The following is a 26,547-nucleotide window of genomic DNA, read 5'->3' as shown; positions in this document are numbered from 1 at the left end:
TCATGCGGTCTCCCGCGTTCAGCCCTTGCTGATCTCCCAGAACCGGAAGACCGTCGAGGCGTCCAGGCAGGACTCCACGCCGTAGACGTTGTCGCGGACGACGGCGTACTGCTTGGCCTGCCAGACCGGCAGGATCGGCAGCTGCTCGGCCACGATGTCCTGGAGCTCGGCGTACTGCTTGTCGGTCCTGCCGCGGTCGCTCTCGGTCGCCGTGCGGGGGATGATCTTCGTGGTGATGTCGCTGTTCTCGAAGTGGTTCCCGAGGACGTTGCCCTTGCCGAAGAAGGGCTGCGTGAAGTTGTCCGGGTCCGGGTAGTCCGGCACCCAGCCCTTCACGTAGACGCCGTACTTGCCGGCCGCGATGTCCTTCTCGTACTGCTCGAACTCGACGGACTTCACGTCGGCGTCGAACAGGCCCGAGTCGTTGAGCTGCGCGGCGATCGCCTTCATCTCCTGGTCCGTGGCCGGACCGTAGCGCGAGGGCGTCGACCAGAGCGTGAGCTTGACCTTGCCCTCGACGCCGGCGCCGCGCAGCGCGGAGAGGGCCTTCGCGCGCTGCGGACGGGCGCCGTAGGTGTCGAAGAAGGCGGTGTTGTGGCTGCCGATGCCCGCCGGGACGATCGAGTACAGCGGCGTGGCCGAGTTCTGGTAGACCTGCTGGACCAGGGCGTCCCGGTCCAGCAGGTAGGCGATGGCCTTGCGCACGCCGAGCTTGCCGGCCACCGGGTCCTTCATGTTGAAGACCAGGTGCTGCACCTCGGCGCTGGTGCCCTCGACGATGTCGACGTCCTTGCCGGCCGCAGAGGTGTCCTGCTCGATGTCCGCGATGTCGGCGGCGGCGAGGCCTCGGTAGGCCAGGTCGACGTCGTTGTCCAGGAGCGCCTTCTTCAGGCCCTTCTGGTCGCCGTGGAAGAACTTGAGGGCCACGCCCTCGTTCTTGGCCTTGGCGGTGCCCTTGTAGGAGGAGTTGACGGAGAAGGTCGCCTGCTCCTTGCCGAACGAGTCGAGCGTGTACGGGCCGGAGCCGACCGCCTTGCCGTCCTCGCGCAGCTTGTCCAGGGCGTATTCGCGGTGGTCCACGATCGAGCCGGCGCCCGAGGCGATCTTGCTGGGGAAGGTCGCGTCGGCGTACTTGAGCCGGAAGACGACGGTCTTGGCGTCGGGGGTGCGGACGCTGTCCAGCATCGGGAACATGATCGCCGGACCGGCGGCGTCGTTGATCTTGCGCATGCGGTCGAAGGAGAACTTGACGTCCTTCGAGGTCAGGGCGTTGCCATTGCTGAACTTCAGCCCGTCACGCAGCTCGCACTTGAAGACCTTGGTCTCCGTGTCGGTGAAGCCGCAGCTCTTGGCCGCCTCCGGCTCGGGCTCGGTGGCGCCCTTGGGGAAGCTCAGGAGGGACTGGAAGACGTTGTTGAACAGCAGCCACGAGCCGGGGTCGTAGCCGGATGCCGGGTCGGTGGCGAGGACGTCGTCCGACATCCCCATCACGACGGCGTCGCCCGTGTCCCCCGCCCCGCCCGACTCCGTTCCGCAGCCGGTCAGCAGGGCGGCGGCGAGCCCACCCGTGAGGGGGAGGGCCAGCCACTGGTTACGAGATTTCACGTACGTGCCTTTGGTGTTGTGGTCGTGCGGTGGGGGTGGGAGCGGGTGGGGCTCAGCCGCTCACGCCGCGGCCCAGCTCCCAGAGCTGGAGGTTGGAGGAGGCGTTGAGGGCCCACTGCGCGCCCGTGATGTCGTCCCGCGCGGCGATGTACTGCTTGCCCTGCCACAGCGGGAGCACCGGGACGTCCTCGGCGACGATGTCCTGGATCTTGCGGATGCTCTTGGACGCGGCCAGCCGGTCGGCCTCACGGCGCGAGGTGGGGATCAGCTGGTCGTTGATGTCGCGGTTGACGTACGGCGAGCCGAGGAAGTTGTCCTTGTCGAGGAACGGCGCGAGGAAGTTGTCGGCGTCGGGGAAGTCGGGGAACCAGCCCATGCCGTACACGTCGTACTTGCCGTCGCGCTCGGCCGCGCGGAACGTGCTCCACGGCGTGCCCTTGATGGAGACGTCGAACACCCCGGAGTCGTTCAGCTGCTCGCGCAGCACCTCGAACTCCTTCTTGGTGCCCGGGCCGTAGTGGTCCGTGGTGTAGTGCAGGGTGAGCTTGACCGGCGTGGAGATGTTCGCCTTGTTCAGCAGCGAACGGGCCTTGGCCGGGCTCGGGTTGTTGTACTTGTTGAAGAACGAGTTGGCGTGGCCCGTGATGGTGGAGGGCACCAGCGAGTACAGCGGTTCGGCCGTCGAGCCGTACACCGCCGAGGCCAGCGCGCCGCGGTCGACGACCTGGGCCATGGCCTGGCGCACGGCCTTGCTCTTGACCGTGGGGGCGTCGGTGTCGAACGCGAGGTAGCGGATCTCCAGGCCCTGCATCTCGACCAGGTCGATCTTCTTGTGCGAGGAGCCGTCGAGCTCCTTGACCTGCTCGGGCGACATGGTGCGCGTCATCAGGTCGATGTCGCCGTCCTCGAGCGCCTTGCCCATGGCCTCGGCGTCCGCGAAGGTGCGCAGCTCCACCTTGTCGCTCTGCGGCTTGAACGAGCCCTTGTACTTGGGGTTCTTGGTGAACACCGTCTTGACCAGGCGGTTGTCCTCGACCTCCTGCTCGGCCAGGTACGGCCCGGAGCCGGAGACCTCGAAGCCCTCGCGCAGCTTGTTCTTGCCGTACTGCTCCTTGCTGACGATGCCCGCGGTGGGCGTGGCCAGCTTGTACGGGAACGTCGCGTCCGGGGTCTTGAGATGGAAGACGACCTCGCGGTCGCCCTGGGTCTCGATCTCTTCGACGTTGGCGACCAGGGCGTCCGAACCGCTGGGGTACTTGAGCTTGATGTCCCGCACGCGCTCGATGGAGAACTTCACGTCGGCGGCCGTCAGCGGCTTGCCGTCGGAGAACGTCAGGCCCTTGCGCAGGGTGCAGGCGTAGCGCTCGTTGCCCGTGTCGGTGAAGCCGCAGCTCTCGGCCGCCTCGGGCTGGGGTTCGCCGTCGCCGCGCGGCTGGGCCATGAGGGTCTGGATGGTCTGGCGCAGCAGGTTCCAGGACCCGGCGTCATAGGCGTACGCGGGGTCGAACGGCGCCGGGACCTCCTTGGAGATGGCGAACGCGTCCGTGGTGCCGACGGCGATCGCGTCGTCCCCGTCGCCGCTGCCCGAGCCACCGCACGCGGCGAGCGCGGGGGCGAGCAGACCTATGACGGCCGGCAGCACCAAAGTCTTGCGGTTCATGCTCGACGTTCTCCAGAGCTCTTGGATCCCGTGAATCCCGCAACGCGGGGTGTGGGTTGGTGGGGCACGGGGGTGGGGCGATGTTCTCGCGACGACATTAGTCCGCACCGGTTGAGCGCCGGATGGGGGTGGAAGGAGTGCCCCCATCACGCAGCGAAACCGGGCGTGGACGCACCGATAACCCGACACCGGAAGGTTTCGTGCACGCCCCCACCAAACCCGGACCAAACGCCACGCCTTCCGACACCCCCAAGGGGGGTTCTGCACATGCCGATCCCGCTGTCGACCCCCCTCGAAGTGGGAAACGTCACAGCCCCCAGCAGGCGTGAAACGGAACTGTCAGAGGGTCATGAGCCTTTGCAGGAAAGGAAGGTTGACGTCTTCGAGGGAGGAGACGACCGTGCGCCCCGCCACCGCGGGGATGGGCGCGACCGAGGGGACGGCCACCACGCGGCAGCCGGCGGCCTCCGCGGCGGCGACCCCGGTCGCGGTGTCCTCGACGACGGCGCACCGGGCGGGGTGCGCGCCGAGCCCCGCGGCCGCCAGGAGGTAGGGGTCGGGGTGGGGCTTGGTGCGGGCCACCTCGTCGCCCGCGACGGTCAGTTCGAAGTGGTGGGCACCGATCGACTCCAGGACGCGGTCGATGATGCGCCGGTGCGAGGCGGAGACGAGCGCCGTCGGCACCTCGTGGGCGGCCAACTCGGCCAGCAGCCGCGCGGCGCCCGGCATCAGCGGCAGGGAGCGGCTGATGCGCTCCTCGAAGCCGTCGTTGAGCAGCACGGTCAGCTCCGCGAGGGAGATGTCGGCGCCCGTGGAGTCGATGAGGAAGCCGGCGCTGCGCGTCATGGGGCCGCCGACGACGACGTCCCGCCAGGCCTCGTCGAGCGTGTGGCCCAGCCGCTTGAACACCTCGACCTCGGCGTCCCACCAGAAGCCCTCGGTGTCCACGAGGGTGCCGTCCATGTCGAGGAGGACGGCCTGGAGTGCGGAGCCTTCGGCCGTTCGAGTGCCGAGCGCAGGAACCGTACTGGTCATGCGACCACACCTTCCGTGGGGGACGACAAGGCCGGTCGCCTGCTGGGAGCAAGGAAGCGACCGGCCTCTGCTGGACCGACCAGTGTACGACCGGGCCGGATCAGCGCGCGTTGAAATACTTCGCCTCGGGGTGGTGGATGACGATCGCGTCCGTGGACTGCTCCGGGTGGAGCTGGAACTCCTCGGAGAGCTGGACGCCGATCCGCTCCGGCCGCAGGAGTTCGGCGATCTTCGCGCGGTCCTCCAGGTCGGGACAGGCGCCGTAGCCGAGCGAGAAGCGGGCGCCCCGGTACTTCAGGGCGAACATGTCCTCCACGTCGCCGGGGTCCTCGCCGCCGAAGCCCAGCTCGGCGCGGACCCGGGCGTGCCAGTACTCGGCGAGGGCCTCGGCCAGCTGCACGGACAGGCCGTGCAGTTCGAGGTAGTCGCGGTAGGAGTCGGCGGCGAACAGCTCGGCCGTCGCCTCGCCGATCTTCGAGCCGACGGTGACCACCTGCAGGCCGACGACGTCCCGCTCGCCGGACTCCTCCGGGCGGAAGAAGTCCGCGAGGCACAGGCGGCGGCCGCGGCGCTGGCGCGGGAAGGTGAACCGCGTGCGCTCCGAGCCGTCGTCGTTCAGGATGATCAGGTCGTCGCCCTTGGACACGCACGGGAAGTAGCCGTGCACGACGGCCGCCTCCAGCAGGTTGCGGGTCTGCAGCTCGTCCAGCCAGCCGCGCAGCCGCGGGCGGCCCTCGGTCTCGACCAGTTCCTCGTACGAGGGTCCGTCGCCGGTGCGCGCCTGCTTCAGGCCCCACTGGCCCTTGAAGAGGGCGCCCTCGTCGAGCCAGGAGGCGTACTCCTTGAGCTGGATGCCCTTGATGACGCGGGTGCCCCAGAACGGCGGGGTGGGCACGGGGTTGTCGGTGGCGACGTCCGAGCGGGCGGGCCCCTCGTCCTGCGCCTCCAGGACGGCCGCGGTGGCCTTGGTGGGCACGCGGCGCTGCTTCAGCTCGGGCAGGGACGCGCCGGGCACGCCGCGCTTGACGGCGATGAGGGCGTCCATCAGGCGCAGGCCCTCGAAGGCGTCGCGGGCGTAGCGCACTTCGCCCTCGTAGATCTCGTGGAGGTCCTGTTCGACATAGGCGCGGGTGAGGGCGGCGCCGCCGAGGATCACCGGGAAGTCGGCGGACATGCCGCGCTGGTTCAGCTCCTCCAGGTTCTCCTTCATGATCACGGTGGACTTGACCAGGAGGCCGGACATGCCGATGACGTCGGCCTTGTGCTCGGCGGCGGCGTCCAGGATCGCTCCTACGGGCTGCTTGATGCCGAGATTGACGACGTTGTAGCCGTTGTTGGACAGGATGATGTCGACGAGGTTCTTGCCGATGTCGTGCACGTCGCCGCGGACGGTGGCGAGCACGATGGTGCCCTTGCCCGCCTCGTCGCCCTCGACCTTCTCCATGTGCGGTTCGAGGTAGGCGACGGCCGTCTTCATGACCTCGGCGGACTGGAGCACGAACGGCAGCTGCATCTGGCCGGAGCCGAACAGCTCGCCGACGACCTTCATGCCCTCCAGGAGGGTGTTGTTGACGATGTCGAGGGCGGGCGTGTCGGTCAGGGCCTCGTCGAGGTCGGCCTCCAGGCCGTTCTTCTCGCCGTCGATGATGCGGCGCTTGAGGCGCTCCTCCAGCGGCAGGGCGAGCAGTTCCTCGGCCTTGCCCGCCTTCATCGACTTCATGTTGACGCCCTCGAAGAGCTGCATGAGCTTCTGCAGGGGGTCGTACCCCTCGGCGCGGCGGTCGTAGATGAGGTCGAGGGCGGTGGTGACCTGCTCGTCGTCGAAGCGGGCGATGGGCAGGATCTTGGAGGCGTGGACGATCGCGGAGTCCAGGCCGGCCTTGACGCACTCGTCCAGGAAGACGGAGTTGAGCAGGACGCGGGCGGCGGGGTTGAGGCCGAAGGAGATGTTGGACAGGCCGAGTGTGGTCTGCACGTCCGGGTGGCGGCGCTTGAGTTCGCGGATGGCCTCGATGGTGTGCAGGCCGTCCTTGCGGGACTCCTCCTGACCGGTGCAGATGGTGAAGGTCAGGGTGTCGACGAGGATGTCCGACTCGTGGATGCCCCAGTTGCCGGTCAGGTCCTCGATCAGGCGTTCGGCGACGGCGACCTTGTGCTCGACGGTGCGGGCCTGGCCCTCCTCGTCGATGGTGAGCGCGATCAGGGCGGCGCCGTGCTCCTTGGCGAGGGCGGTGACCTTCGCGAAGCGGGACTCGGGGCCGTCGCCGTCCTCGTAGTTGACGGAGTTGATGACCGCGCGGCCGCCGAGCTTCTCCAGACCGGCCTGCAGGACGGGGAGTTCGGTGGAGTCCAGGACGATGGGCAGGGTGGAGGCGGTGGCGAAGCGGCCGGCCAGCTCCGCCATGTCCTTGACGCCGTCCCGGCCGACGTAGTCGACGCAGAGGTCGAGCATGTGCGCGCCCTCGCGGATCTGGTCGCGGGCCATCTCCACGCAGTCGTCCCAGCGGCCCTCCAGCATGGCCTCGCGGAACTTCTTCGAGCCGTTGGCGTTCGTGCGCTCGCCGATCGCCATGTAGGCGGTGTCCTGGCGGAACGGCACGGTCTGGTAGAGGGACGCGGCGCCCGGCTCGGGGTGCGGGTCGCGGGCCGGGGCCTGCACACCGCGCACGCGCTCGACGACCTGGCGCAGGTGCTCGGGGGTGGTGCCGCAGCAGCCGCCGACCAGGGAGAGGCCGTACTCGCGTACGAAGGACTCCTGGGCGTCGGCCAGCTCGGGCGCCGTCAGGGGGTAGTGGGCGCCGTTCTTGCCGAGGACGGGCAGGCCCGCGTTGGGCATGCAGGAGATCGGGACGCGCGAGTGGCGGGCCAGATAGCGCAGGTGCTCGCTCATCTCGGCGGGGCCGGTCGCGCAGTTCAGGCCGATCATGTCGATGCCGAGCGGCTCCAGGGCCGTCAGGGCGGCGCCGATCTCCGAGCCGAGCAGCATGGTGCCGGTGGTCTCGACGGTGACCGAGCAGATCACCGGGAGGTTCGCGCCGGTGGCCTCCAGGGCGCGGCGGGCGCCGAGGATCGCGGCCTTGGTCTGCAGGAGGTCCTGGGTCGTCTCCACCAGGAGCGCGTCGGCGCCACCGGCGATCATGCCCTCGGCGTTGATCTGGTAGGCGTCGCGCAGGGTGGCGTAGGGGGCGTGGCCGAGGGTGGGCAGCTTGGTGCCGGGGCCCATGGAGCCGAGCACCCAGCGCTGCTGTCCCGTACGGGCGGTGTACTCGTCGGCGACCTCGCGGGCGATGCGGGCGCCGGCCTCGGAGAGCTCGAAGTTCCGCTCGGGGATGTCGTACTCGCTCAGGGCGGCGAAGTTCGCGCCGAAGGTGTTGGTCTCGACGCAGTCGACGCCGACCGCGAAGTACTCCTCGTGCACGGAACGCACGATGTCGGGGCGGGTGATGTTCAGGACCTCGTTGCAGCCCTCGAGGTGCTGGAAGTCCTCGAGGGTGGGGTCCTGGGCCTGGAGCATCGTGCCCATCGCGCCGTCGGCCACGACCACACGGGTGGCGAGGGCCTCGCGGAGGGCTTCGGCCCGGACCTTGCTCTCGGCCGAGACGGGCGTGGACTGCGCGGACGGGGTTGGCGACGAGGCCATGTAAGAGCTCCCTGGAGTGCGACGGCTGTCGGCTTTGCGCCCGCTGTGGGCGGGCGCACCCGGCCAGGGTAGCCGGGACCAAGGTCCCTTTGGGAAGACGTCCACGGGGCGGACGGCGGTGGACAGGACCCCGGGCCTGGCTCGAACAGGTGCTTGACCCGGGAGAGCGGGGCGACGCGTGCTGTCCGGGCATTGGCGAGAGGTCGACAACGACCGATAGTGTTCAGCATTGTCGAACGTCGATATGTGGTGTGAGGTACGGAGGTCGGGGCTGCGATGGCACGCAACATCCAGTCGCTCGAAAGGGCCGCGGCGATGCTGCGACTGCTCGCGGGCGGCGAGCGACGGCTCGGTCTCTCGGAGATCGCCTCCGCCCTCGACCTGGCCAAGGGCACGGCCCACGGCATCCTGCGCACCCTCCAGGCGGAGGGCTTCGTCGAGCAGGACCCCGCGTCCGGCCGCTACCAGCTGGGCGCCGAGCTCCTGCGCCTCGGCAACAGCTACCTGGACGTGCACGAGCTGCGGGCCCGCGCCCTGGTGTGGACCGACGACCTGGCCCGCTCCAGCGGGGAGAGCGTCCATCTCGGCGTCCTGCACCAGCAGGGCGTGCTGATCGTCCACCACGTCTTCCGGCCCGACGACAGCCGCCAGGTCCTGGAGGTCGGCGCCATGCAGCCGCTGCACTCCACGGCGCTGGGCAAGGTCCTGTCCGCCTACGACCCGGTCGCGCACAACGAGGCCGTCGAGGTCGAGCACGAGGCCTTCACCGCGCGCACCGTGACCGACCCCGAGGGTTTCGAGGACATCTTGGACCTCACCCGCGCGCGCGGGTACGCGGCCGACGTCGAGGAGACCTGGGAGGGCATCGCCGCCGTCGCCGCCCCGATCCACGACCGGCGCCGCATGCCGGTCGGCGCGGTCGGTGTGACCGGCGCCGTGGAGCGCGTCTGCAAGGACGGCGAGCTGCGGCCGGACCTGATCGCCGCCGTCCGGGACTGCGCGCGCGCCGTCTCCCGGGACCTGGGCGCGGGCCGCTTCTAGGGACCCCGTCCCACCCCTCCCGAGCTGCGGTATCACCGATAACGCGAAACGATCAATAACGATCGTGTTTTCAATAACAGAACTCTTGACGGGTGAGTAACCCCGGGGCGAGACTCGCGTCCATCGGTCGGCATTGTCGAACACCTACCGGCATTACGCGTTAGAGTGTGACAAGGCCAAGGGCCGGCAACGACCTCACCTGAGGTCGCGGACCACCGGAGGGACCCGGGGTTCGCCTTCCCCTGGACGAAGGACAAAGGAGTCGCGGGTGTCCAGCTCCGACATCTTCATCGGCGAGACCATCGGTACCGCCGTGCTCATCCTGCTGGGCGGCGGCGTGTGCGCCGCCGTCACGCTCAAGCGCTCAAAGGCCAAGGACGCCGGCTGGCTCGCGATCACCTTCGGGTGGGGCTTCGCCGTGCTGACGGCCGCCTATCTCGCGGGTGGCGTCTCAGGCGCCCACCTCAACCCGGCGGTCACGCTCGGCCTCGCGATAGAGGGCGGCACCAAGTGGGGCGACGTCCCGCTCTACCTGGCCTCGCAGCTGCTCGGCGCCATGATCGGTGCCGTCCTGGTGTGGGTCACCTACCTGGGCCAGTTCAAGGCCCACCTGACCGACCCCGAGATCCTCGCGGCACAGCCCTCCGTGGAGGGCATGGTGGACCAGAAGGCCGCCCCCGCGGCCGGCCCGGTGCTCGGCGTCTTCGCGACCGGCCCCGAGATCCGCAACTACGTCCAGAACGTGGTCACGGAGATCATCGCCACCGTCGTCCTGGTGCTCGCCATCCTCACGCAGGGCCTGAACGACGGCGGTAACGGCCTCGGCGTCCTCGGCGCGCTGATCACCGCGCTCGTCGTGGTCGGCATCGGCCTCTCGCTCGGCGGCCCCACGGGCTACGCCATCAACCCGGTCCGTGACCTCGGTCCCCGCATCGTGCACGCCCTGCTCCCGCTGCCGAACAAGGGCAGCTCGGACTGGTCGTACGCCTGGGTTCCGATCGTCGGTCCGCTGATCGGCGGCGCCATCGCCGGCGGTCTCTACAACATCGCCTTCAAGTAGGCGTTCAAGTGGATCCGCGACAGCGACCGATGACCGCCTAAGACGCCCGAGCCGTCAGCAGAGAACTCAGGAGCACACACCGTGACCGACGCACACACCGCAGGCCCCTTCATCGCGGCCATCGACCAGGGCACCACGTCCAGCCGCTGCATCGTCTTCGACAAGGACGGCCGGATCGTCTCGGTCGACCAGAAGGAGCACGAGCAGATCTTCCCCAAGCCGGGCTGGGTCGAGCACGACGCCACCGAGATCTGGACCAACGTCCAGGAGGTCGTCGCCGGAGCCGTGTCCAAGGCCGGCATCACCCGGGACGACATCAAGGCCATCGGCATCACCAACCAGCGCGAGACCACGCTGCTGTGGGACAAGAACACCGGCGAGCCGGTGCACAACGCCATCGTCTGGCAGGACACCCGCACCGACGCGCTCTGCCGGGAGCTCGGGCGCAACGTCGGCAAGGACCGCTTCCGCCGCGAGACCGGCCTGCCGCTGGCCTCCTACTTCGCGGGGCCCAAGGCCCGCTGGCTCCTCGACCACGTCGAGGGCCTGCGCGAGCGCGCCGAGGCGGGCGACATCCTCTTCGGCACCATGGACTCCTGGGTCATCTGGAACCTGACCGGCGGGGTGAACGGCGGCAAGCACGTCACCGACGTCACCAACGCCTCGCGCACCATGCTGATGAACCTCCACAAGATGGAGTGGGACGAGCGCATCTGCGAGTCCATCGGCGTCCCGAAGCAGATGCTGCCCGAGATCCGCTCCTCCGCCGAGGTCTACGGCGAGGTCACCGGCGGACAACTCGGCGACCTGCTCGGCGGCATCCCCGTCGCCTCCGCGCTCGGCGACCAGCAGGCGGCCCTGTTCGGCCAGACCTGTTTCGCCGAGGGCGAGGCGAAGTCCACGTACGGCACCGGCACCTTCATGCTGATGAACACCGGTGACAAGGCCATCAACTCCTACTCCGGGCTGCTGACCACCGTCGGCTACCAGATCGGCGAGCAGAAGCCGGTCTACGCCCTGGAGGGCTCCATCGCGGTCACCGGTTCGCTGGTGCAGTGGATGCGCGACCAGATGGGCCTGATCAACTCCGCCGCCGAGATCGAGACGCTCGCGTCGTCGGTCGAGGACAACGGCGGCGCCTACTTCGTGCCGGCCTTCTCCGGTCTGTTCGCCCCGTACTGGCGCTCCGACGCCCGCGGTGTGATCGCCGGCCTGACCCGGTACGTCACCAAGGCGCACATCGCGCGCGCCGTCCTGGAGGCCACGGCCTGGCAGACCCGTGAGATCACCGACGCCATGACGAAGGACTCCGGCGTCGAGCTCGCGGCCCTCAAGGTCGACGGCGGCATGACCTCCAACAACCTGCTGATGCAGACCCTCTCGGACTTCCTCGACGCGCCCGTGGTGCGCCCGATGGTCGCCGAGACGACCTGCCTCGGTGCCGCCTACGCCGCCGGTCTCGCCGTCGGCTTCTGGTCCTCGACCGACGAGCTGCGCGCCAACTGGCGGCGGGCCGCCGAATGGACCCCGAACATGGACGCGGGCACCCGCGACCGTGAGTACAAGAGCTGGCTCAAGGCCGTGGAACGGTCGATGGGCTGGCTCGATGAGAGTGGCGAGGAGTAAGACAATGACCACCCTGCAGAGCGTCCCTGCCCTCGGGACGCATCCGGCTGCCGGCCTCAACCCGAGCCGCGCCGAGACCCGGGAGCAGCTTTCCAAGGCGACGTACGACCTCCTGGTGATCGGCGGCGGGATCCTGGGCATCTCCACCGCCTGGCATGCCGCGCAGTCGGGACTGCGGGTGGCCCTGGTGGACGCCGGTGACTTCGCCGGCGCCACCTCCTCCGCCTCCTCCAAGCTGCTCCACGGCGGTCTGCGCTACCTGCAGACCGGCGCGGTGAAGCTGGTGGCGGAGAACCACTTCGAGCGTCGCGCGGTCTCCCGCCAGGTGGCCCCCCACCTGGCGAACCCGCTCACCTTCTACCTGCCGGTCTACAAGGGCGGCCCGCACGGCGCCGCCAAGCTGGGCGCGGGCGTCTTCGCGTACAGCGCGCTGTCCGCCTTCGGCGACGGCGTCGGCCACCTGCTCTCGCCGTCGAAGGCCGCGCAGGACGTGCCGGAGCTGCGCACCGACAACCTGAAGGCCGTCGCGGTCTACGGCGACGACCAGATGAACGACTCCCGCATGGCCCTGATGACGGTCCGCGCGGCCGTCGAGGCCGGCGCCGCCGTGCTCAACCACGCCGAGGTCACCGGGCTGCGCTTCACCAAGGGCCGGGTCACGGGCGCGGAGCTGAAGGACCGCATGAGCGGCGACGAGTTCGGCGTCAACGCGCGCCTCGTACTGAACGCCACCGGCCCGTGGGTCGACCACCTGCGCAAGATGGAGAACCCGGACGCGGCGCCCTCCATCCGCCTGTCCAAGGGCGCGCACCTGGTCCTCAAGCGCACCTCCCCCTGGAAGGCCGCGCTGGCGACGCCGATCGACAAGTACCGCATCACCTTCGCCCTCCCCTGGGAGGACATGCTGCTGCTGGGCACCACGGACGAGGAGTTCGAGGGCGACCCGGCGGACGTCGAGGTGACGGAGTCCGACACCGCGCAGATCCTGGACGAGGCCGCCTTCTCCATCCGCGACCAGCAGCTGTCGCGAGACCTGATCACGTACTCCTTCGCGGGTCTGCGGGTGCTGCCCGGCGGTCCCGGAGACACGTCGAAGGCCAAGCGCGAGACGGTCGTCACCGAGGGCCGCGGCGGCATGCTGTCGGTCGCGGGCGGCAAGTGGACGACGTTCCGCCACATCGGCCGTACCGTGATGAAGAAGCTGGAGTCGCTCCCCGGTCACCCGCTGGGCGACGACTACGAGCCCATCTCCGAGCTGCCGAAGAAGCTGCCGCTGCCCGGCATCGCCAACCCGCGCGCCGTCGCCCACCGCCTGCTGGTGGACGGCCCGGCCCCCGGCCCGCGCATGGCCGCCGACACCGCCCGGCACCTGGCGACGCACTACGGTTCGCTCTCCTTCGACATCGCCCGCCTGGCGAACGAGAACCCTGAGCTGGCCGAGCGCGTCCACCCCGACGCCCCGGAGATCTGGGCGCAGGTCGTCTACGCCCGGGACAACGAGTGGGCCGAGACGGCGGACGACGTGCTGCGCCGCCGCACCACGCTGACGATCCGGGGCCTGGCCACGGACGAGGTGCGGGGCAAGGTCGAGGACCTGCTGGGCAAGAAGGCCTGACGGCCCATCGGTAGAAGCATCTAAGGGGCGGCCTCTATGGAGGCCGCCCCTTACGCGTCCACGCACTGGGACACCCTGTGGCGGGCCGGGGCCGGGAGCTACGATCCCGGGAAGACCCGTCCGACCTGCCCCGGAGTGATCCATGACTCTCCTGACGACCTGGCCGGAGGCCGGGCCACAGACCGTGGTGCGCCGCACCTCGGACGCGGCCGAGATCGCCGCCGCGCTCGCCCCCATAGGCGTGCGCTACGAACAGTGGCCGGTGCGCGAGGACGTCCCGGCCGACGCGGACAGCGACACGGTCTTCGCCGCGTACCGCACGGAGATCGACAAGCTCAACGCCGAAGAGGGCTTCAGGACCGTCGACGTGGTGGCGCTGCATCCCGACGCGTCTCCCGAGTGGCCCGCGAAGGCGGCCGCCGCCCGCAAGAAGTTCCTCGCCGAGCACACGCACGACGACGATGACGAGGTGCGCTTCTTCGTCGCGGGCGCGGGCGTCTTCTACCTCCACGTGAGCGGTGAAGTGCACGCCGTCTACTGCGAGAAGGGCGATCTGCTCGGCGTGCCGCGCGGCACCACGCACTGGTTCGACATGGGCACCTCCCCCGCCTTCACGGCGATCCGCTTCTTCCACGAGGAGGACGGCTGGATCGGGAACTTCACGGGCAGCCCGATCGCGGACCGCTTCCCCGACTTCGACGAGATCCACTCGGGGTACGCGGGGTCCGCCGCGTGAGTGTGCGCAACGCGCGGTTCGACGTGGACGCCGTGGTGCTCGACATCGAGGGCACCACGAGCGCCACCGGTTTCGTGGTGGACGTCCTGTATCCGTACGCGCGCGAGCGCTTCGGGGCGCTGCTCGCCACGCGGGGCGAGGAGCCCGAGGTGGCGCGGGCCGTCGCCCAGGTGCGCGCCGAGATCGGCGAGCCCGACGCCGACGCGGGGCGCGTGGAGAAGGTCCTCGGCGAGTGGATCGACGAGGACCGCAAGGCCACGCCCCTCAAGACGCTCCAGGGCATCCTGTGGGCGGAGGGCTTCGCGCGCGGCGAGCTGGTCTCGCACTTCTACCCCGACGTCATCCCGGTACTGCGCCGCTGGCACGCCCAGGGGCTGCGGCTGTACGTCTACTCGTCGGGCTCGGTGGCCGCGCAGCGGGCGTGGTTCGCGCACACGCCGGAGGGCGACCTGCTCGGGCTCGTCAGCGGGCTGTACGACACCGAGAACGCGGGGCCCAAGCAGCAGCCGGACTCCTACCGGGCCATCGCCGCGCATACCGGCGACTCCCCCGGTCGCCTGCTCTTCCTCTCCGACCGGCCGGGCGAGCTGGACGCGGCGCGGGCCGCGGGCTGGCGGACCGTCGGGGTGCGCAGGGCCGGTGAGCCGTACTTCGCCGCCGGAGTCGGGGACCACCCCCAGACGGCGGACTTCTCCGAGATCTCCCTTGCCACCAGGAGCAGTTCATGACCGAGACCACCGCCGCCGCTCGGGACCTGGAGGAGGCCGGTGCCGTGCTGGCCGCCGAGGCCGCGCGGTTCGCCTCGTTCGGCTGGATGCGGGGCACGTCGGGGAACCTGTCCCTCGTGCTGTCCCGGGATCCGCTGCGCCTCGCGGTGACCGCCAGCGGGCGGGACAAGGGCGAACTGACGCCGTCCGACGTGGTGGTGACGGACGGGGAAGGCGCGGCGGTCGGCCCGGGCCGGCCCTCCGCCGAGGCGGCCCTGCACGCGCGCGTGGCGCGCCTGACCGGGGCGGGGGCCGTCGTGCACGTCCACACGGTGGCGTCGGTGGTCATGGGGCAGCGCTCACCCGGGGGAATCCCCTTCGAGGGCCTGGAGATGCTGAAGGGGCTCGGGCATCCGACGCACGAGGTCTCGGTGACCCTGCCGGTGATCGCCAACAGCCAGGACATGACGGAGCTGGGCGACCGCCTCGAAGCGGCGCTGACGCCGGGGATGCCGGCCGTGGTCGTGGCCGGGCACGGGATCTACGTGTGGGGCTCGGATCCCCGCGAGGCCCGGCACCGCGCCGAGGTCGTGGAGTGGCTGCTGGAGCTGGCGGCGGCGCGGGGCTGAGCACCGACCGGCCGGGGGGCTCGGGACGCCGCCACCGCAGGTGGGCGCTACCCCAGGTGGGCGTGAAGGTAGGCGCTACCCCGGGCCGACGCCCGGAAGGCGGGCGCTACCCCAGCCGGGCACCCGGAAGGTGGGCGCTACCCCAGGCCGACGCCCGGAACACGGGCGCTACCCCAGGCCGACGCCCGGAAGGCGGGCGCTACCCCAGCCGGGCACCCGGAAGGTGGGCGCTACCTCAGGCCGACGCCCGGAAGGCGGGCGCTACCCCAGGGTGTCCGGCAGGGAGGTGTCCGGCAGCTCCCCCGCCGCGACCTCCCGTACGCCCCGCTCGGTGACCAGCGCCGTCACCAGGGAGCCCGGGGTGACGTCGAACGCGGGGTTGTGGCCGCGTGAGGCGGCCGGGGCCGTGCGGACACCGGCCCACTCCACCACCTCGTCGCCGTCGCGCAGTTCGATGTGGATGGCGTCGCCCGACGCGGTGGCGAGGTCGACCGTCGTGGTGGGCGCCGCCACCATGAACGGGATGCCCGCGTGCGCGCACGCCAGGGCGATGGCGACGGTGCCGACCTTGTTGGCGGTGTCGCCGTTGGCGGCGACGCGGTCCGCGCCCACGATCGCCGCGTCGACCTCGCCCCGCAGGATCGTGCCCGCCGCGGCCCCGTCCGCCTGGACGTAGTGCGCGATGCCCTCCTGGGCGAGTTCCCAGGCGGTCAGGCGGGCCCCTTGGAGCAGGGGGCGCGTCTCGTCGGCGTAGACCCTCTCCAGGCGCCCCCTGGCGTGCAGTTCCCGGATGACGCCGAGTGCCGTGCCCCAGCCCGCCGTGGCGAGGGCGCCGGTGTTGCAGTGGGTGAGGACGCGCAGGGGGCGGTCCGAGGCGGGGGCGACGCGTTCGAGCAGCCAGTCCGCGCCGTGGGCGCCCATGGCGCGGTTGGCCGCCAGGTCCTCGCGGACGACCGCGTCCGCCTCCGCGAGCACGGCGGCGATGCCCTCGTCGACGCGCGCCGCCACCCGGTCCACGCACACCATCAGGTTGACCGCGGTGGGCCTGGCCGCGCGGATCCGGGCGATCTCCGCGTCCAGGCGGGCGCGGTCCCAGCCCTCGCGCCCGCCCTGCGCCATGGCGAGCGCCACTCCGTAGCCGCCCGCCGCGCCGATCGCGGGGGCGCCGCGGACGACCAGGCGCACGATCGCGTCGATCAGCGCGTCGACCGTCGTGACGTCGAGCCGCTCCAGCGCGTGCGGAAGGGCCGTCTGGTCGATCAGCGACAGGGACGGCGCGCCGCCGTCCGCGGCGGCCGTCCAGGTCACGGCGCGCAGATCCTGGCTGTTCATGGGCTCAACTCCGAAGGAAAAAGGGGCGATCAGGCCACGGGAGGAGGGGTGCGGTCACCGTACCTGACGTGCGGGAACCACATTTCGAGACGTTCGTGCGAGCGCTCGGAAGCCGGTGTTACTCTCACCGCCACCCAGGACGGATCGGTCCGATCCACGGCGTGAGGAGGCAGCCCATGCACGCGACATCCGCCGCGCAGCGCTGCCCCGCCGTGTCCTGCGGCCGCCGAATGTGCCGCTGTCGCCGCTGTTCCCGCTAAGCGACGCCGCTCGCACACGTACGACTCTCCTGCCACCCGCCCGGGCCGCTCCCGGGCACCTCCACTAAGGCGCTCCCCGTGTCCCTGATGTCCTTGCGTACGCGCATGTCCCCGCGGCTCACCTCGGCCGCTGCCGGTGCCCTCTGCGCCGCGCTCCTCGCCTCGGGCTGCAACGCCGCGGCCAAGGGCGGGGGTTCGCACGAGAGCGGCGGCAAGGCGTTCACGCTCGTGACGCCCGACCCGGTCGCCCAGAACGAGTTCCTGAAGCTGGCCGTCAGCGGAGTGCAGTCGGCGGCGAAGGCGCGGGGCGGCTCGCAGAAGGTCTTCCAGAGCAGCGACATCGACTCGCGCCGGCAGAACGTCGCCTCGGCCGTCGACGCCGCGCCCGACGTCGTCGTACTGGTGGGCTTCGAGTTCGCGGACATCCTCGCGCAGCAGGCCAAGGAGCATCCCGAGCAGCAGTTCCTGCTGGTCGACGCGTGCACCGAGAAGGCGTACGAGAACGTCACCTGCGCCGTCTTCCGCGAGCACGAGGCGGTGTACCTGGCGGGCGCGGAGGCCGGTCTGCTCACGAAGAGCAAGAAGGTGGGGGCCGTCGACGTGCTCGACACGCCGCAGTTCCGCCGCTACAGCGAGCCGTTCGCGGCGGGCGCGCGGAAGGTCGAGCCGAAGGTGTCCGCGCGGACGCTGTTCGTCGGCGGCCAGTCGCCGTTCAACGACGCGGCGCGCGCCAAGGACCAGGGGGCGACGCTCGCCTCGGGCGGGGCCGACCAGGTCATGGCCGCCGCGGCGGGCGGCAACACGGGCGTCTTCCAGGCGGCGGGGACCGCCGGCGGCAAGGGCTTCCAGGCGTACGGCGTGGATGCCAACCAGTGCCTGGGCAGCCCCGGTGTCGTCGTCGACAACGTACTGAAGAAGACCGATGTCGCCGTGGAGAAGGGCATCGCGCAGATCCTCGACGGCAAGGGCGGCACCACGGTGTCGTACGGCCTCAAAGAGGGCGGCATGTCGCTGACCGGTCTGGAGCCGGGGCTCGCCGGCTCCAAGTGCCTGATCGCGAAGCCCGCCAACAAGGATGTGCTGCGGCGCGTCGAGGAGCTGCGCGACGACATCGTCGCCGGGAAGCTGACCGTCGATGACCCCGCGGCCTGAGGACGCCGGCGCGGACGCCAGGGCCGTGCCCGCCGTCGAACTGCGGGGCATCACCGTCGAGTTCCCCGGCACGCTCGCCAACGACCGGGTCGACCTGACCGTCCGGCGCGGTGAGATCCACGCGCTGATGGGCGAGAACGGCGCGGGCAAGTCCACGCTGATGTCCGTCCTGTACGGCCTGCGGCGGCCGGACGCGGGCCAGGTGCTCCTGGACGGGCGCGAGGTGTCCTTCGCGAGCCCGAGCGAGGCCATCGCGGCCGGGCTCGGGATGGTGCACCAGAGCTTCAAGCTCTTCCCGTCCTTCACGGTCGCCGAGAACGTGGTGTTCGCCGCCGAGCCGCGCCGCTTTGGTCTCACCGACCGCGGGGCGGCGCTGCGGCGGGTGGCCGCGCTCGCCGAGGAGCACGGGCTCGCCGTCGATCCGGCGGCGAGGGTCGGGGACCTGCCGGTGGGCGTGCGCCAGCGCGTGGAGATCCTCAAACTGCTGTACCGGGGCGCCCGTACGCTCATCCTCGACGAGCCGACCGCCGTGCTGACGCCCGCCGAGGCGGACGCGCTCTTCGGTGTGCTGCGCTCGCTCGCGGACGAGGGCCGCACCGTGCTGCTGGTCACGCACAAGCTGCGCGAGGTCATCGAGGGCAGCGACGCCGTGACCGTGCTGCGCGACGGACGGGTGGCGGCGCACACGCGGACCGCCGACACCAGCGCGGACGGCATCGCGGCGGCCATGACGGGGCACGCGGTGGACCTCGACCGGACGCATCCGGCCGGTTCGCCGGGCGAGGAGGTCCTCGCGGTCACCGACCTGACGGCGGACGGGGTGCGGGGCGTCACGCTCACGGTCCGCGCCGGGGAGATCGTCGGCGTCGCGGGGGTCGCGGGCAACGGCCAGTCGGAGCTGGTCGAGGCCGTCACCGGGCTGCGCCGGGTGACCGGGGGCCGGGTCACGCTCGGCGGGCGGGACCTCACGGACGCGACGGTCGGGGAGCGCCGCGCCGCCGGTCTCGCGTACGTCCCCGAGGACCGCTCGGCGGTGGGCACCGCGCCGGCCGCGACGATCGCGGAGAACCTCGCGATGGGCCACCACCGCGGGCCCGGCCCGTTCCGTCCGGCGCGGCTGCGCGAGCACGCGCGGACGCTGGTGGAGCGCTTCGGCATCAAGACGGCGTCGACCGCGCACCCGGCCGGCTCCCTGTCGGGCGGCAATCTGCAAAAGCTCGTCATCGGCCGCGAACTCGCCCACGAGGCGCCGGTGTTGATCGTCGAGCAGCCCACCCGGGGCGTGGACATCGGAGCCGTGCAGACGATCCACGACCACCTGATCGCCCACCGCGACGCGGGCCACGCCCTCCTGCTCGTCTCCGCCGAGCTGAGCGAGCTCCGCGGCCTCGCGGACCGGATCCTCGTGATGTACGAGGGCCGCGTCGTCGCGCAGTACCCGCGTGCCGCGGCGGACGAACGCACGCTCGGTCTCGCGATGGCGGGCGCTTCCGCCGACGCCGCCGCCCCGCCTTTGAAGGAGGCCCCCTGACATGGCGGTCCGAACGTCCGCCGGAGCGCGGATCGCACGCTCCCCCGCCCTGCACTCCGTGGTGGCCGCCGTGCTCGTCGGGGCGCTCTTCCTCCTCGGGACCGGGGCCGATCCTCTCGGCGCGTACGGGGCCGTCGTCGACGGCGCGCTGGGGCCCGACGGGATCGGGTCGACGCTGACCACCGGGACCAACATCCTCGGGCTCGCGGTGGCGCTCGCCATCCCGCTGCGGGCGGGATTGCTGAACCTCGGCGGCGACGGGCAGCTGGTGCTCGGCGGGATCGCCGCCGCGGCCACCGGGCTCTACGTCCCGCTGCCCGCGCCGCTCGCCGTGGCCGCCGCGCTGCTCGCCGGGACGGCGGCGGGCGCCGGCTACGCCGCGCTCGCCGCGCTCTGCCAGAACCGGTTCGGCGTACCGCTGTTGGTGAGCAGTCTGCTGCTCGGCTATCCGGCCCAGTCCTTCGCCTCCTACCTCGCGCGTTTCCCGCTCAAGGAGGAGGGTTCGAGCCTGCCGCAGACCAGGCCGCTGCCGGACGGTGTCGCGCTGCCCGCCTTCGGTTCGTCGACGGTCACCGTGGGGCTCGTCCTCGTCGCGCTCGCCGCCGCGGCGTTCGCCGTCGCGGACGCCCGCACCGCCACCGGCTACGAGATCCGCATGACGGGCCTGAACCCGCGCTTCGCCGCGTACGCGGGGATCGACCGGCCGCGCCTCACCCTGCGCCTGATGAGCCTGTCGGGGGCCGTGGCGGGACTGGTCGGCGCGATCGGCGTGCTCAGTTTCCCCCACCGCTTCGTCGACGGCTCGCTGACCGCCGCCGGGCACACCTGGACCGGGCTCACCGCCGCACTGCTGGCCTCGGCGGCGCCGCTGGGCACCGCGCTCGCCGCGCTGTTTTTCGCCGCGCTCGACGTGGGCGGGCTCGCCATGGAGCGGGCCACCGAGGTGCCGCGCGAGCTGACGCAGGTACTCCAGGCCGTCGTCATCGTCTTCCTGGCCGCCCGCCTGCGCCTCATGTGGCGGCGCGCCGAGAAGTCCGCACGCCCGGAAGGGGGCCTGTGATGTCCGTGGACTCCGCGCTGTTCCACTCCGCGCTCCTCGCGCTCACACCGATCCTGCTCGCCGCGCTCGGCGGCGCGATCTGCGAGCGGGCGGGCGTGTTCAACATCGGCCTCGAAGGCATGATGCTGATCGGCTGCTTCAGCGCCGTGGCGGGCAGTTGGTTCACCGGCAGCGCGTGGCTCGGTGTCCTGTTCGGTGCCCTCGCGTCCGCCGCGTACGCGATGATCCTCGCCGTGGGCACCATCACCTTGCGCGGCGACGCCGTCGTCCTCGGCGTCGCGCTCAACCTCCTCGCCGTCGGCCTGACCGGGTTCCTGCTGCGTACGGTCTTCGGCGTGCAGGGCACCTTCTCCGATCCGGCGCTCGCGGGTCTGGACGGCGTCGGCCTGCCGGGCCTAGGCGCCGTCCCGTCTCTCGGGCCCGTGCTGTCCGGCCACTCGCCCCTCGTCTACCTGTCCTGGGCGGCCGTCGTCGTCGCGGCCGTGTTCCTCGCCCGGCACCCGTGGGGGCTGCGGCTGCGCGGTGTCGGCGAGGCACCGGACGCGGCGGCGACGCTCGGCGTGAGCCCGGCGCGGTACCGCTACGCGGCCGTGCTCACCAGCGGTCTCCTGTGCGGCCTCGCCGGCGCCCAACTCGCGCTCGGCAACGTCACGCTCTTCTCGGAGAACATGACGGCGGGGCGCGGCTGGATCGCCGTGGTCGCGGTCATGCTGGGCCGGGCGCTGCCGGTCGGGGTGCTGCTCGCCGCGCTGCTGTTCGGTGTCGCGGAGGCGGTCGGTTTCCGGCTGCAGGGCAACGGCCTGCCGCCGCAGGCGACCGACGCGGCTCCCTACGTGGTGACCCTGGCCGCCCTCTTCCTGTCCACGGCGCGGCGCGGACGGCACAAGCGCCGTCCCGCCGGCCCCACGTCCCCGGACCCCGGTCCGCCGGCCCCCGAGCCCCTGGTAGGAGCCTCTTCATGACGTCCCTCACCGACGCGCTGCCCGTCACCCGTGTCCCCCGGACCGGCCTGCCCGCCCGAGCGGTGGTGGTCGGCGACCCGGGTCGGGCGGCCGCCGTCGCCGATCTGCTGTCCGACGCGAAAGAGGTGTCGTACCACCGCGAGTACCGCGTCTTCACCGGCACCTGGCAGGGCACCGAGGTCGTCGTCGCCTCGCACGGCGTGGGCGCCCCCGGCGCGATCCTCCTCTTCCAGGAGCTGGCCGAGGCGGGCGTCCGCACCTTCCTGCGGCTCGGCACGGCGGGCGCGATCCGCCCCGGCATCCAGGACGGCGACCTCGTCATCGCGGACGCGGCGGTGCGCGACGACGGCGTGACCCAGCAGCTGATCCCCGCCGAGTACCCGGCGTTCTCCGCCCCGGAGGCGGTCATCGCCCTCCAGCGCGCGGCGCGGGCGGCGGGCGCCCCCTACCACCGGGGCGTGGTGTGGACGCGGGCGGCGTTCCAGCCGGGCTTCCTGCCGCTGCCCGGCGAGGCGTACGCGGCCGCGGGGATCGCCGCCATCGAGATGGAGCTGTCCGCCCTGTACGTCTTCGCCTCGACGCACGGTCTGACGGCGGGCGGCGCGCTGGTCGTGGACGGCGCCAACGCCGACGAACTGGTGGACGCGGACGACCCCCTGTCGACCGGCGCCTACGACCCGCACCGCGACGTGGTCGCCGAAGGGGTCGAGCGGGGCGCCCGGATAGCCTTGGACGCGCTGCGCCTGCTGGCCGCGGCCGAGCACTGACACGACCGAGGCGAACGGGAAGAGACACGAGTGACGCACCCCACCGACCTGCCTGCCCAGGCCCGCGGCGGCTCCCTCGACCTGCTGGTGCACGGCGCGGACGTGCTGACCGTCGACGACGCGGGCACGGTCGTGCCGGACGGCGCGGTGGCCGTCCGCGCCGGGCGCGTGGTCGAGGTGGGCCCCGCCGCACGGCTGCGCCGGGCCTACGAGGCCGCCGAGGAGATCGACGCCCGGGGCTGCCTCGTGCTGCCCGGGCTCATCAACACCCATACGCACCTGGCGATGAACCTGATGCGCGGCATCGCCGACGACGTGACCCTCCAGGGCTTCCTCGCCCGGGTGATCCCGCGCGAGGCGGCGATCCTGGACCCGGCCACGGTGAGGGCCGCGCTCGGCGCCGCGATCGCCGAGTCCGTGCGCGGCGGGGTCACCGCCGCGCTCGACATGTACTGGTTCCACGAGGCGGCCGAGGCCGTGGCGCGCGACGCCGGGTGGCGGCTGCTGACCGGCCCGACGTTCATGGACGTGCCGGGTCCGCCCGACGGCCGCCCCTACGCGGAGCGGCTCGGCTGGGCGAGGGCCGACCTGAAGTCCCGCACCCCCGCGCCGGGCACCCGCCCCGTGGTCTTCGCGCACTCCGCGTACACCCTGGACCCCGGGCAGCTGACGGAGATCACCGCGCTCGCCCGGGAGTTCGGCGCCCTGCTGCACCTGCACGCCGCCGAGAACGCGGGCGAGGTGGCGATGGTCACCGAGCGGTACGGCATGCGCCCGGTGGAACTGCTCGACTCGCTCGGCGTGCTCGGCCCCGACACGCTGCTCGCGCACGCCGTGGACCTGACCGACGCGGAGATCGCGACGCTGGCCCGCACGGGCACGGCCGTCGCGCACTGCCCGGTGTCCAACCTGAAGCTGGGCTGCGGCATCGCCCGCGTCCCCGATCTGCTGGCCGCCGGCGTCACGGTGGGCCTCGGCACGGACGGCGCCGTGAGCTCCAACACACTGGACCTGCTGGGCGCGGTGAACATCGCCGCCCTGGTGCACAAGGCGGGCGGCGACCCCACGGCGGTCGGCGCCGAGCAGGCCGTACGCATGGCGACGATCGAGTCGGCGCGCGCCCTCGGCCTCGCGGACCAACTGGGTTCCCTGGAGGCGGGCAAGCGGGCGGACCTGATCGTGCTCGACCTGGACCGGCCGCACCTCGCGCCCCGGCACGACCCCTGGTCGACGCTGGCGTACGCCGCCAGGGCCGGTGACGTGCGCGACACCGTCGTCGACGGGCGCGTCCTGATGCGCGGGCGCACCCTGCGTACGCTGGACGAACCGGCTGTCCTGCGCGCCCTGCGGGACGCGGCGACCGACCCCGGAGTGACGAGCACCGCATGACCTCCCCCTTCCGCCCCCCGCCCGCCGGGGCCGAGGCCCTCGAGCCCACCCGCGGCTTCACCGGCCGCGCCCGGGCCGCCGACCGCGATCCGCGCCTGCCCCCGGGCCAGTACGACGCGCGGGACGGCTGGCCCGTGCTGTCCGCCGAGGTGACCCCGTCCCTCGCGGCCGCCGACTGGACCTTCCGCGTCGACGGTCTCGTGGCGGCGCCGCGCACCTGGACCTGGGACGAGGCGCACGCGCTGCCCGCCTCGGAGTACCGCGGCGACATCCACTGCGTGACCAGCTGGTCCAAGTTCGGGGTGCGCTTCGGCGGGGTGAGCCTCGACACGTTCCTCGCCGACGCCGGGCCGCTGCCCGCGGCCACGCACGTCGTCGCGTACTCCCACACCGGCTACACCACCAACCTCCCGCTCGACGACGTGACGGGCGGCAGGGCGTGGATCGTGTGGGAGTACGGGGACGAGCCGCTGCCCGCCGAGCACGGCGGCCCGGCCCGGCTGATCGTCCCCCACCGCTACTTCTGGAAGAGCGCCAAGTGGGTCGCGGGGCTGCGCCTGCTCGACCACGACGAGCCGGGCTTCTGGGAACGGAACGGCTACCACCACCGGGGTGACCCGTGGGCCGAGGAGCGCTACGCAGGTGACTGACATCCCCTCCGAAACCTCTGAAACCCCCGAAACCCCCTCCCCGGAACGGCCCTTCGTGCCGCCGACGCGGTTCGCCGTGCCCGGCCGGATCGCCGTCAGCAACCGCGCCGCCGCCCTGTGGCAGCGCGCGCTGATCACGGACATCCGCCGGGAGACCCCGGCCGCCTCGACGTTCCGGCTCAAGGTCCCCGACTGGGCGGGCCATCTGCCGGGCCAGCACCTCATGCTGCGGCTCACGGCGCCGGACGGCTATGTCGCCCAGCGGCACTACTCGATCGCCTCCGCGCCCGACGGCAGCGGCGAGATCGAGCTGACCCTCGACCACGTGCCCGGCGGTGAGGTGTCCGGGCATCTGCACACCGTGGCCCGCGTCGGCGACACGGTGGAGGTGCGCGGCCCGCTGTCCGGCTTCTTCGCCTGGCCGGGCGACCGGCCCGCGCTGCTGCTCGGGGCGGGCTCGGGTGTGGTGCCGCTGATGTCGATGGTCCGCCACCACCGCCTGCGCGGCCTCGGCCTGCCGCTGCGGCTGATCGTCTCGGCGCGCACGCCCGAGGACCTGATCTACGCCGACGAATACGCGGATGAGACCACCGTCGTGCTGACCCGTACCGAGGGCCGGCTGCACGCGGGGCACCTGGCGCCCTTCCTCGGTGCGAAGGGGCGGCCCGAGGGCGGCTGGGAGGCGTACGTCTGCGGCTCCAACGGCTTCGCGGAGCACGCCTCGCGGCTGCTGGTGGAGGCCGGCCAACCGGTGGACCGGATCCGGATCGAACGCTTCGGCTGAGGCGTGCCGGAGCAGTGGCCGCGGTCCGCGCCGTGAGCGCCGTTTCCCGGCGCCGGGGGTGGGCAGTGATCACGCATTCCCCCACGCATGGGGGCTGCGGAGGGCCCCCGCCGACGCCGTAAGGTTGGGGCGTACGCAAGGGAACGTCGGAAGGAGGCCTGGGTGATCGAGCTCGAGGGAGTTCCCGAGCTGGTCGACCCGGTCATGGTGGCCGCGTTCGAGGGCTGGAACGACGCCGGCGACGCCGCCTCCGCCGCGGTCGCGCATCTGGAGAAGGAGTGGAAGGGCGAGGTGTTCGCGGCGCTGGACGCCGAGGACTACTACGACTTCCAGGTCAATCGCCCCACCGTCTGGCTCGACGACGGGGTCCGCAAGATCACCTGGCCCACGACCCGGCTCTCGGTGGTCCGCGTCGGCGGCGACAAGCCGCGTGACCTCGTCCTGGTGCGCGGGATCGAGCCGTCCATGCGCTGGCGGTCGTTCTGCAACGAGATCCTCGGCTTCGCGCACGAGCTGGGCGTCGAGCTGGTCGTCGTCATGGGCGCGCTGCTCGGCGACACCCCGCACACCCGTCCGGTGCCGGTCAGCGGCGTGACGTCCGACCCGGATCTCGCGCGCACCATGGACCTGGAGGAGACCAAGTACGAGGGCCCGACGGGGATCGTCGGCATTCTCCAGGAGGCGTGCACGCACGCGGGTGTCCCGGCCGTCAGCCTCTGGGCCGCCGTCCCGCACTACGTCTCGCAGCCGCCGAACCCGAAGGCCACGCTCGCGCTCCTCAACCGCCTGGAGGACCTGATCGACCTGCGCATCCCGCTGGGCGAGCTGCCCGAGGACGCGCGGGCCTGGCAGCTGGGCGTGGACCAACTGGCCGCCGAGGACAGCGAGGTCGCCGAGTACGTCCAGTCGCTGGAGGAGGCGCGGGACACCGCCGATCTGCCGGAGGCGTCGGGCGAGGCCATCGCGCGCGAGTTCGAGCGCTATCTGCGGCGGCGGGACGGGGCCACCGGTCCCGCCGGATCGCCGCAGCCGGGCGGTCATGCCACGGACGGCGGTGAGGGCGGATCGTACCTGCGGGACACGTCCGGCGAGCGGACGCGTCCGCCGAAACCGTCCAAGCCGGGACGGCGGGCCGGCTCGGACGCCGAGGCGGCACCCGACGGGCCCACCGCGCAGGGGCCGGCGCCCGAGGGGGCGGCTCCGGACGAGCCGGCCTCGGACGGTTCCGTCAGCGAGGGCAGCGGCGAGGACTCCGGCGGCTCCGACTCCGCCGACACCTCGGACGACTGAGGCCGCTGCCACGCCC

21 protein-coding genes are annotated in these 26,547 nt (G+C 71.9%); 16 read left to right on the top strand and 5 right to left on the bottom strand.

The annotated features are described in order from the left end of the window. Positions 1-18: 18 nt before the first annotated feature. From ACZ516_RS24880 to metH, 4 genes are all read right to left on the bottom strand, one after another. Positions 19-1,605, bottom strand: a complete 1,587-nt coding sequence (locus ACZ516_RS24880) for an ABC transporter substrate-binding protein (protein ID WP_358578996.1) — start codon at positions 1,603-1,605, stop codon at positions 19-21. Positions 1,606-1,657: 52 nt separating this feature from the next. Continuing rightward, the gene (locus ACZ516_RS24875) at positions 1,658-3,265 is read right to left on the bottom strand and encodes an ABC transporter substrate-binding protein (RefSeq protein ID WP_358578993.1); all 1,608 of its coding nucleotides are present in this window, start codon (positions 3,263-3,265) and stop codon (positions 1,658-1,660) included. 339 nt (positions 3,266-3,604) lie between these two features. Further along, the gene (locus ACZ516_RS24870) at positions 3,605-4,300 is read right to left on the bottom strand and encodes an HAD family hydrolase (protein ID WP_469011701.1); all 696 of its coding nucleotides are present in this window, start codon (positions 4,298-4,300) and stop codon (positions 3,605-3,607) included. Between the two features lie 100 nt (positions 4,301-4,400). Next, complete coding sequence (gene metH / locus ACZ516_RS24865) at positions 4,401-7,940, bottom strand: methionine synthase (RefSeq protein WP_361078924.1); 3,540 nt, start codon at positions 7,938-7,940, stop codon at positions 4,401-4,403. Between the two features lie 276 nt (positions 7,941-8,216). Here metH and ACZ516_RS24860 point away from each other — a divergent pair, with 276 nt between their 5' ends. The 7 genes from ACZ516_RS24860 to mtnB all read left to right on the top strand — a co-directional run bounded on the left by ACZ516_RS24860 (position 8,217) and on the right by mtnB (position 15,354). After that, positions 8,217-8,981, top strand: coding sequence for an IclR family transcriptional regulator (locus ACZ516_RS24860; RefSeq protein WP_358578987.1), 765 nt, complete (start codon positions 8,217-8,219; stop codon positions 8,979-8,981). A 268-nt stretch (positions 8,982-9,249) separates the two neighbouring features. Further along, positions 9,250-10,041 (top strand): MIP/aquaporin family protein, encoded by a 792-nt coding sequence (locus ACZ516_RS24855; RefSeq protein ID WP_358696632.1) that lies wholly within the window; start codon positions 9,250-9,252, stop codon positions 10,039-10,041. 81 nt (positions 10,042-10,122) lie between these two features. Continuing rightward, positions 10,123-11,667, top strand: a complete 1,545-nt coding sequence (gene glpK / locus ACZ516_RS24850) for a glycerol kinase GlpK (RefSeq protein WP_358578983.1) — start codon at positions 10,123-10,125, stop codon at positions 11,665-11,667. Positions 11,668-11,671: 4 nt separating this feature from the next. Next, on the top strand, positions 11,672-13,282 hold the full coding sequence (locus ACZ516_RS24845) for a glycerol-3-phosphate dehydrogenase/oxidase (RefSeq protein ID WP_358696630.1): 1,611 nt from the start codon (positions 11,672-11,674) through the stop codon (positions 13,280-13,282). Positions 13,283-13,424: 142 nt separating this feature from the next. Next, positions 13,425-14,018, top strand: coding sequence for a 1,2-dihydroxy-3-keto-5-methylthiopentene dioxygenase (locus ACZ516_RS24840; RefSeq protein WP_469011700.1), 594 nt, complete (start codon positions 13,425-13,427; stop codon positions 14,016-14,018). Further along, a complete protein-coding gene (gene mtnC, locus ACZ516_RS24835; protein ID WP_358696629.1) occupies positions 14,015-14,746 on the top strand; it encodes an acireductone synthase in 732 nt (243 codons plus the stop codon). The genes ACZ516_RS24840 and mtnC overlap by 4 nt, the downstream gene beginning before the upstream one ends. Further along, positions 14,743-15,354 (top strand): methylthioribulose 1-phosphate dehydratase, encoded by a 612-nt coding sequence (gene mtnB, locus ACZ516_RS24830; RefSeq protein WP_361078934.1) that lies wholly within the window; start codon positions 14,743-14,745, stop codon positions 15,352-15,354. The genes mtnC and mtnB overlap by 4 nt, the downstream gene beginning before the upstream one ends. Before the next feature lie 261 nt (positions 15,355-15,615). Here mtnB and mtnA read toward each other — a convergent pair whose 3' ends face one another. Continuing rightward, on the bottom strand, positions 15,616-16,686 hold the full coding sequence (gene mtnA, locus ACZ516_RS24825) for an S-methyl-5-thioribose-1-phosphate isomerase (protein ID WP_469011699.1): 1,071 nt from the start codon (positions 16,684-16,686) through the stop codon (positions 15,616-15,618). A gap of 347 nt (positions 16,687-17,033) precedes the next feature. On the opposite strand from mtnA, the gene ACZ516_RS24820 reads away from it, so the two are divergent. The 9 genes from ACZ516_RS24820 (at position 17,034) to ACZ516_RS24780 (ending at position 26,531) form a co-directional block, all read left to right on the top strand. After that, positions 17,034-18,098: a BMP family ABC transporter substrate-binding protein gene (locus ACZ516_RS24820; protein WP_469011835.1), complete on the top strand. Its 1,065-nt coding sequence runs from the start codon at positions 17,034-17,036 to the stop codon at positions 18,096-18,098. Further along, positions 18,082-19,629, top strand: coding sequence for an ABC transporter ATP-binding protein (locus tag ACZ516_RS24815; RefSeq protein WP_469011698.1), 1,548 nt, complete (start codon positions 18,082-18,084; stop codon positions 19,627-19,629). The genes ACZ516_RS24820 and ACZ516_RS24815 overlap by 17 nt, the downstream gene beginning before the upstream one ends. Before the next feature lies 1 nt (position 19,630). Continuing rightward, positions 19,631-20,689: an ABC transporter permease gene (locus ACZ516_RS24810; RefSeq protein ID WP_469011697.1), complete on the top strand. Its 1,059-nt coding sequence runs from the start codon at positions 19,631-19,633 to the stop codon at positions 20,687-20,689. Continuing rightward, entirely contained in the window at positions 20,689-21,651 is a 963-nt protein-coding gene (locus tag ACZ516_RS24805) for an ABC transporter permease (RefSeq protein WP_469011696.1), read from the top strand. Before ACZ516_RS24810 ends, ACZ516_RS24805 begins: the two co-directional genes overlap by 1 nt. Beyond that, positions 21,648-22,418: a phosphorylase family protein gene (locus tag ACZ516_RS24800; RefSeq protein ID WP_361078947.1), complete on the top strand. Its 771-nt coding sequence runs from the start codon at positions 21,648-21,650 to the stop codon at positions 22,416-22,418. Before ACZ516_RS24805 ends, ACZ516_RS24800 begins: the two co-directional genes overlap by 4 nt. Before the next feature lie 30 nt (positions 22,419-22,448). Next, positions 22,449-23,807 (top strand): amidohydrolase, encoded by a 1,359-nt coding sequence (locus ACZ516_RS24795; protein ID WP_361078950.1) that lies wholly within the window; start codon positions 22,449-22,451, stop codon positions 23,805-23,807. Further along, complete coding sequence (locus ACZ516_RS24790; RefSeq protein WP_469011695.1) at positions 23,804-24,457, top strand: sulfite oxidase-like oxidoreductase; 654 nt, start codon at positions 23,804-23,806, stop codon at positions 24,455-24,457. Before ACZ516_RS24795 ends, ACZ516_RS24790 begins: the two co-directional genes overlap by 4 nt. A 1-nt stretch (position 24,458) precedes the next feature. After that, positions 24,459-25,241, top strand: a complete 783-nt coding sequence (locus tag ACZ516_RS24785) for a ferredoxin reductase (RefSeq protein WP_469011834.1) — start codon at positions 24,459-24,461, stop codon at positions 25,239-25,241. A 162-nt stretch (positions 25,242-25,403) separates the two neighbouring features. Next, positions 25,404-26,531 (top strand): PAC2 family protein, encoded by a 1,128-nt coding sequence (locus tag ACZ516_RS24780; protein ID WP_361078956.1) that lies wholly within the window; start codon positions 25,404-25,406, stop codon positions 26,529-26,531. Positions 26,532-26,547: the final 16 nt, after the last annotated feature.

It is taken from the genome of Streptomyces sp. NPDC034037 (genome assembly GCF_055575715.1).
This window is presented reverse-complemented; position numbering and strand designations above follow the sequence as displayed.